4 protein-coding genes are annotated in these 6,550 nt (G+C 73.3%); 1 reads left to right on the forward strand and 3 read right to left on the reverse strand.

All coding sequences use genetic code 11. The features are described 5' to 3' along the window. Nucleotides 1–292: 292 nt before the first annotated feature. Both AC07A6_RS31425 and afsR read right to left on the reverse strand, forming a co-directional pair. Nucleotides 293–493, reverse strand: coding sequence for a hypothetical protein (locus AC07A6_RS31425; RefSeq protein ID WP_362472572.1), 201 nt, complete (start codon nt 491–493; stop codon nt 293–295). Nucleotides 494–704: 211 nt separating this feature from the next. Beyond that, on the reverse strand, nt 705–3,758 hold the full coding sequence (gene afsR, locus AC07A6_RS31430; protein ID WP_478779399.1) for an SARP-family global regulator AfsR: 3,054 nt from the start codon (nt 3,756–3,758) through the stop codon (nt 705–707). Nucleotides 3,759–3,956: 198 nt separating this feature from the next. On the opposite strand from afsR, the gene AC07A6_RS31435 reads away from it, so the two are divergent. After that, entirely contained in the window at nt 3,957–5,177 is a 1,221-nt protein-coding gene (locus AC07A6_RS31435; RefSeq protein ID WP_478779400.1) for an amidohydrolase family protein, read from the forward strand. A 65-nt stretch (nt 5,178–5,242) separates the two neighbouring features. Here AC07A6_RS31435 and AC07A6_RS31440 read toward each other — a convergent pair whose 3' ends face one another. Beyond that, complete coding sequence (locus tag AC07A6_RS31440) at nt 5,243–6,337, reverse strand: alpha/beta fold hydrolase (protein ID WP_478779401.1); 1,095 nt, start codon at nt 6,335–6,337, stop codon at nt 5,243–5,245. Between the last annotated feature and the right edge of the window lie 213 nt (nt 6,338–6,550).

Here is a 6,550-nt window from a genome sequence, read left to right on the forward strand (position 1 = left end):
GAGGAGACGGGGGGGAAGGAAGGCACCGCAAACACCCCGGCACCAACCACACCCCCCCCCCCCCCCCCCCCCCCCCCCCCCCCCCCCCCCCCCCCCCCCCCCCCGCGCTCATTTCCCCGTGCCGGACGGCCCCGAATTCCCCCGAATCCCCCGTGGGCCGTCCGTCCTTGCGTTCTTCCCCCGTACGCTCCCCGAGCGGCTCCCCCGTACGTCCCCCGTACGACCGCTCAAGGCCCCCCGTACGCGCTTCCCCCCGTACGCTTCCCCCGTACGCCGTGCCCTGCTCCCGGTGTTACGGGCGCGGGCCGGACGCGTGGTTGTCCAGCGAGACGATCTCCTCGCCGGACGCGTGGTTGTCGTCCGGAGTCTCGCCGGGCTTCACCACGGGCGGCTCCGCGGGAAGCTCCCGCGGGTCGATCTCGGCGCCCGAGGCGTGGTTGTCGAACGGTCTGATGTCCCCGTCGAGCGGCAGGCTGTTCTCGTTCGTCGTCATCTCGGCTCTCCTGATCATGAGTCGGGCCCGTGCTGGGGCGGGCCCGTTCGGCGGTTCCCCCGTGGACCGCCGAACGGGTAGTCCTCCAACCGGCCCGGTAGTCCCCCGAAGCGCCGGGTCGATGTACCTATCGTGGCGCCCGGCGATAAACGAACGATGAACGTCCACGTCCATCGCGCAACGGTCCACCGCCCGCCCGGGAACGCGCAGGTCAGGCGGCCAGTTCCGACGCCAGCAGGGCCCGCACCTCGGACAGCTCCGCCGACCCGAGCTGGGCGAAGACCGTCTCCGCGTCCCGCCAGCACGCCCGCGCCCGGTCCGGCTGGCCGAGCCGCCGCAGCGCCTTGCCCAGGACCGTCAGCACGGTCGCCCGGCGCCACTCCCCGCCGATGCCGCGCAGCGCGATGGCCTGCTCGGCGTGCTTGGCGGCCAGGGTGGGCCGCTCCGCCGCCAGGTGGGCCTCCGCGAGCCGGAAGTGCGTGACGCCCTCCCACAGCGGCTGCCGGTTGTCGTGGAAGAGGGACAGGGCCTCGCCGAGCTGGTCCAGGGCCTCGGGGAGCCGGCCGGCCTGGGTGAGGGCGATGCCGAGCGCGTAGCGGCCGTTGGCCAGGCGCAGGGTCAGGCCCATCCGGTCGTAGACGGCGATGCCCTGCCGGGCCAGGTCGATGGCGCTGTCCAGGCGGCCCAGACCGACGTGGATGCGGGAGAGGTTGCACAGGGCGCTGGCCTCGCCGATGTGGTTGTCGTCGGCGCGGAAGCTCTCTATGGCCTCCAGCAGGTAGCGCTCGCCGTCCTCGTAGCGCTTCTCGTAGAGGGCGATGATCCCCCGGTCGTTGGGCGCCCAGCAGCTGGGCAGCGGGTCGCCGGCCCCGCGGGCCAGCTCCATGGCCTGGCGGGCCTGCTCGTCGGCCTCGGCGAACCGGCCGGCGAACAGGTGGACCATGGTCAGGGTGGTGCGCGCCCGGCCCTCCACCCGCGCGTCCCGGGCGGCGCGGGCGGCCTCGCACAGGGTCAGCGCGGCGGCCTCGTACTGCTTGGAGTTGGCGCCGGACTCGGCGAGGTCCTTGGCCGCCCACAGCAGGTCCACGGCCCGGCGCAGGGCCTTGGGCCGGCCGGCGGACTGCCGTACGCAGGCGAGCAGCGGGTCGGCCTCGGCGAAGAGCCAGTCCAGGGCGGTACGGGGGTCGGAGAGGACCAGGCCGGGGTGGCGGGTGGCGCTGAGGTGGGCGGGGAGCCGGTCGCCGGGGCGCTCGACGGCGTACACGCGGGCGGCGGTGGCGAGGTAGAAGTCGAGGAGCCGGTCGAGGGCGTCGGCGCGGCCTGCGGGCTGCTCGTCGCGGTCGGCGCACGCACGCGCGTAGAGCCGTACGAGGTCGTGGAAGCGGTAGCGGCCGGGGGCGGCGGATTCCAGCAGGGAGCAGTCGACTAAAGCCTCGAGGAGGTCTTCGGTGTCGTGCTCGGGGAGGTCGAGGACGGCGGCCGCGGCGGCGAGGGAGACGTCGGGGCCGTCGGCGAGGCCGAGGAGGCGGAAGGCGCGCTGCTGGGCGGGTTCGAGCTGGCCGTAGCCGAGTTCGAAGGTGGCCTTGACGGCGAGGTCGCCGGCCTGGAGTTCGTCGAGGCGGCGGCGTTCGTCGGCGAGTTTGGCGGCGAGGACGGAGACGGTCCAGGTGCGGCGGGCGGCGAGCCGGGACGCGGCGATGCGGATGGCCAGCGGCAGGAAGCCGCAGGCGCCGACGACGTCGAGGGCGGCCTGCCGTTCGGCGCCGACGCGCTCGGCGCCGACGATCCGGGTGAACAGCTGCAGGGCCTCCTCGGGGCTCATCACGTCGAGGTCGACGAGATGGGCCCCGGCGAGGCCCGACATCCGGACCCGGCTGGTGACGAGGGCGGCGCAGCCGGCGGTGCCGGGCAGCAGCGGCCGGACCTGGGCGGCGTCGCGGGCGTTGTCGAGCAGGACCAGGACGCGGCGGCCGTCGAGGATCGAGCGGTAGAGCGCGGCCCGGTCGGCGGGGGAGTCCGGGATGGAGCTGTCGGGGGTGCCGAGGGCCCGCAGGAAGGAGCCGAGGACGGCTTCGGGGAGCGCGGGGCGGGGTTCGGTGCCCTGGAGGTCGACGTAGAGCTGCCCGTCGGGGAAGTGCGGCTTGGCGGCGTGGGCGACGTGCACGGCGAGGGTGGTCTTGCCGACGCCGCCGATGCCGGCCAGCGCGGAGACGGCCATGACCTGCCCGTCGGCGCCGGCGAGGATCTCCCCGAGTTCCGCGACGAAGGGGGCGCGGCCGGTGAAGTCGGGCACGGTGGCGGGCAGCTGGGCGGGCCTCACCAGGACGGGCGCCGCGGTGGGGGCGGGGTCCTCGGCCCGGGCGAGTTCGGCGTCCGCGTTGAGGATCCGCTGCTGGAGCGCGGACAGCTCGGGGCGCGGGTCGACGCCGAGTTCGTCGGCGAGGAGCCGGCGGGTGTCCGCGTACACCGCGAGGGCCTCGGCCTGGCGGCCGCTGCGGTAGAGGGCGAGCATCAGCAGCTCGCGCAGCCGCTCCTGGAGGGGGTGCGCGGCGGTGAGGGCGGTGAGCTCGGAGACGGCCTCGGCGTGCTGGCCGACTTCGAGGTCGAGGTCGAGGCGGGTCTCCAGCAGCTGGAGCCGCCACTCGGACAGACGGGTGCGCTCGGTGTCGGCGTGCGGGCCGGGGACCCCGGCCAGCGGCTCGCCGTCCCACATCTCCAGGGCGCGGGCCAGCAGCGTACGGGCGAGGGCGCGGTCCCCGGCGGCGCGGGCCTTCTCGGCGTCGGCGGCCAGGCTGCGGGCGATCCCGAGGTCCAGGGCCTCCTGGTGGCGCAGCCGGATGGCGTAGCCGCCGGCGTCGCTGACGAGCAGCCCGGGTTCGAGCACCTTGCGGAGCCGGGAGGCGTACGTGCGGATGGTGGCGAGGGCCTGCTGCGGGGGGTCCTCGCCCCAGATGGCGTCGATCAGCTCGGGCGCGGTGGCGGTGCGGCCGTCGCGCAGCAGCAGTACGGCGAGCAGGGCGCGCTGCTGGGGGCTGCCGGAGGGCAGCGCCTCGGCGCCGCGCCAGGCGCGCACGGGGCCGAGGACGGCGAAGCGGTTGTCGGAGGGGGCGGGGGAGCCGGGGGCTCCGGCATCGCCGGGGGGTTCGGGTGCCGGTACGGGCGCTGGTTCGGGCGCCGGAGCGTCCGGCGCGATGCCGGTGCCGCTCTGGGACCGGGCCGCGTCGGGGTGGTTCCGCTGCTGCGGGATGGGCGGTACGCCGTCCATCTGTCGTCCCCCCTGCCTTCCGTCGGTTCAAGGGTCAGTCTGCCCTGTGTTGCACGTACAAGTCAGCCCGCAGCGGAGCCAACCGTTCCTGGCCGAAGTGCGACTGCGGCGGGAGCGCGACGGGACTGTGGCGGGACGGTGGCGGCACTGTGGCGCGAATAGCTGACGGTTCGTCAGTTCAACGCTACCTTGGAACGCATGGAGACCTTCCCCAAGATCATCTCGGTGGACGACCACACGGTTGAGCCCCCCAACGTCTGGCGGGACCGCCTCCCGTCCAGGTACCGCGACACCGGCCCCCGGATCGTCCGCGCCCCCCTCAAGGAAATGACCTTCCTCGGCGGCAAGTTCGCGCCCGTCATGGGTGCCAAGGGCGACGACGGCCCGATCGGCGACTGGTGGGTGTACGAGGACCTGCACCGGCCGCTCACCCGCCTCGACACTGCGGTGGGGTACGACCGTGACGAGATCAAGCTGGAAGTCATCACCTACGAGCAGATGCGCCCGGGCTCCTTCTCGGTTCCCGAGCGCCTCGCCGACATGGACGTCAACCACGTCCAGTCCGCCCTCTGCTTCCCCACCTTCCCGCGCTTCTGCGGCCAGACCTTCACCGAGGCCAAGGACCGCGAGCTCGGGCTGCTGGGCGTACGCGCCTACAACGACTGGATGGTGGAGGAGTGGTGCGGCCCCGAGGCGCACGGCCGCCTCATCCCGCTGACCCTCATCCCGCTCTGGGACGCCCGGCTGGCCGCGGAAGAGGTCCGCCGCAACGCCGCCCGGGGCGTGCGCGCCGTCGCCTTCTCCGAGATACCCCCGCACCTGGGACTGCCGTCGATCCACACCGACGACTGGGACCCCTTCCTCCAGGCGTGCGACGAGACCGGCACGGTCATCGCCATGCACATCGGCTCCTCGTCGCGCATGCCCTCCACCTCGGCGGACGCCCCGCCGGCCGTCGGCTCCACCATCACCTTCGCCAACTGCTGCTTCTCGATGGTCGACTGGCTGATGAGCGGCAAGTTCGAGCGCTTCCCCAACCTGAAGATCATGTACGCCGAGGGCCAGATCGGGTGGATCCCCTACATCCTGGAGCGCGCGAACGTGGTCTGGGAGGAGAACCGCGGCTGGGGCGGCGTCGCCGACAAGGTCCACCGCCCCCCGTCCGAGCTCTTCGCGGAGCACGTCTACGGCTGCTTCTTCGACGACGCCTTCGGGCTGCGCAACCTGGACGCCATCGGGGTGGGCAACGTCCTCTACGAGACGGACTACCCGCACTCGGACTCCACCTGGCCGAAGTCGCGGGAGGTCGGCGAGGCCCAGATGGGCCACCTGGACCCGGAGGTCGTGGACCGCATCGTGCGCGGCAACGCGATCGATTTGCTGGGGCTGACCGCGGAGGGGCTCTGGGCGGGGGCCTGAGGTGACGGAAGGGGGGGTGGGGCCGATCCGGCCCCACCCCCCCTTCGGCGTCGGTGGTGTGTGGGTCAGGGAGCGGTGGGGGCAGCGGTGCGGGCGGCCGTGACGGCCGGGTGGACGTGGGTCAGGAGGAGGGTCAGGAAGCGGTCCGGGTGGCGCAGGGCCGCGAAGTGGCTCGCGTCCTCGATCAGCGCGAACGCCTTGCGGGGAGCGTCGACCGCGTCGACGTACGCCTTCGCGCGGGATGCCGGCGTGATCACGTCGTGGGCGCCCTGGAAGACGAAGAACGGGATCTCGAAGGTGGTCCCGTCGGCCCAGACGTCGATGTCGTGCGAGCCTGGGATGACGGTCTCCGAGAAGGCCTGCGCCTTGAAGTACGCCGCGATCGTGCGGAGCGAGTACAGCGGCGACAGCCACATCGAACCCAGGATCACCTTCTTCACGGTGTCCAGCGTCAGCGGGTCGCTGCCCACGCACAGCTTGTCGTACGCGGTCCGCTGCTTCCGGCTCCACCGGCGCGGGTCCGGCCCCATGGCCTCGATCTCCGCCGCCTGCTTCGCCTTCCCCGCCGCCCGGAGCCGGCCGAGGGCGGCGTCGTACGCGGTGGTGTCGCGGCCCGCCTCCAGGACGTTCTGGTCGGTGCCGACGTACGCCGAGAAGAGCTCGGGGTGGCTGCGGGCCAGGCGGAGCCCGAAGACCGTGCCGAAGGAGCTCGCCAGGAGGACGACCCGGTCGACGCCGAGGCGCTCGCGGACGTGGCGGGTGACCTCCAGGGCATCGGCGTAGAGCTGCTCGAAGGTGGCCTCCCCGCCCTGGGCGGGCGCGCCGCCGTTGGCGAAGGTGAGGCCGGCTCCGCGCATGTCCCACCGGACGAGGGTGAAGTGCCGCTCCCAGGACCGGGTGCGGGCCCCGTAGGGGGAGTTGGCCGCACCGGGACCGCCGTGGACCTCCAGCAGCACCGGGTTCGCCCGGTCCTCGCCCCGGATCGAGACCCACTGGTCGATCCCGCCGATGCGGACGAAGCCCTGCTCGTCGATGCCGTTCGGCGTCGTGATCCGCATCAGGCGCGCGTTGGCGGCCCGGCGGAGGGTGCGGTGGGTGAGGAGGGCGGCGAGGGGGGTGGTGAGGGCGGCGGCGGTGGCGATGGAAGTGACGATCAGCATTACTGTTTCCCCCGGACGCTGTTTGGTTGGTGAGGGGGAGCTTACGTGAAAACGGGGACTTGTAAAGGCCGTTAGTGATCGGGGGTGGTTGGCTTCGGGCCGGATTCGACCGAGCTGCTGCTACCGGTGACTTGGCCAGTGCACCGGGCTTCAGCCCGGTGGTGAAGGCCATCCTCGGCCCGGAGGCGCGCAGCGCCGGAGTTCGCTCCGCCT

The organism is Streptomyces sp. NPDC044002, from assembly GCF_056434525.1.

What these genes read in the sequence shown, in the direction of transcription:
- AC07A6_RS31425 (WP_362472572.1), bottom strand. Translation starts at nt 493, where the DNA reads ATGACGACGAACGAGAACAGCCTGCCGCTCGACGGGGACATCAGACCG.
- afsR (WP_478779399.1), bottom strand. Translation starts at nt 3,758, where the DNA reads ATGGACGGCGTACCGCCCATCCCGCAGCAGCGGAACCACCCCGACGCG.
- AC07A6_RS31435 (WP_478779400.1), top strand. Translation starts at nt 3,957, where the DNA reads ATGGAGACCTTCCCCAAGATCATCTCGGTGGACGACCACACGGTTGAG.
- AC07A6_RS31440 (WP_478779401.1), bottom strand. Translation starts at nt 6,337, where the DNA reads ATGCTGATCGTCACTTCCATCGCCACCGCCGCCGCCCTCACCACCCCC.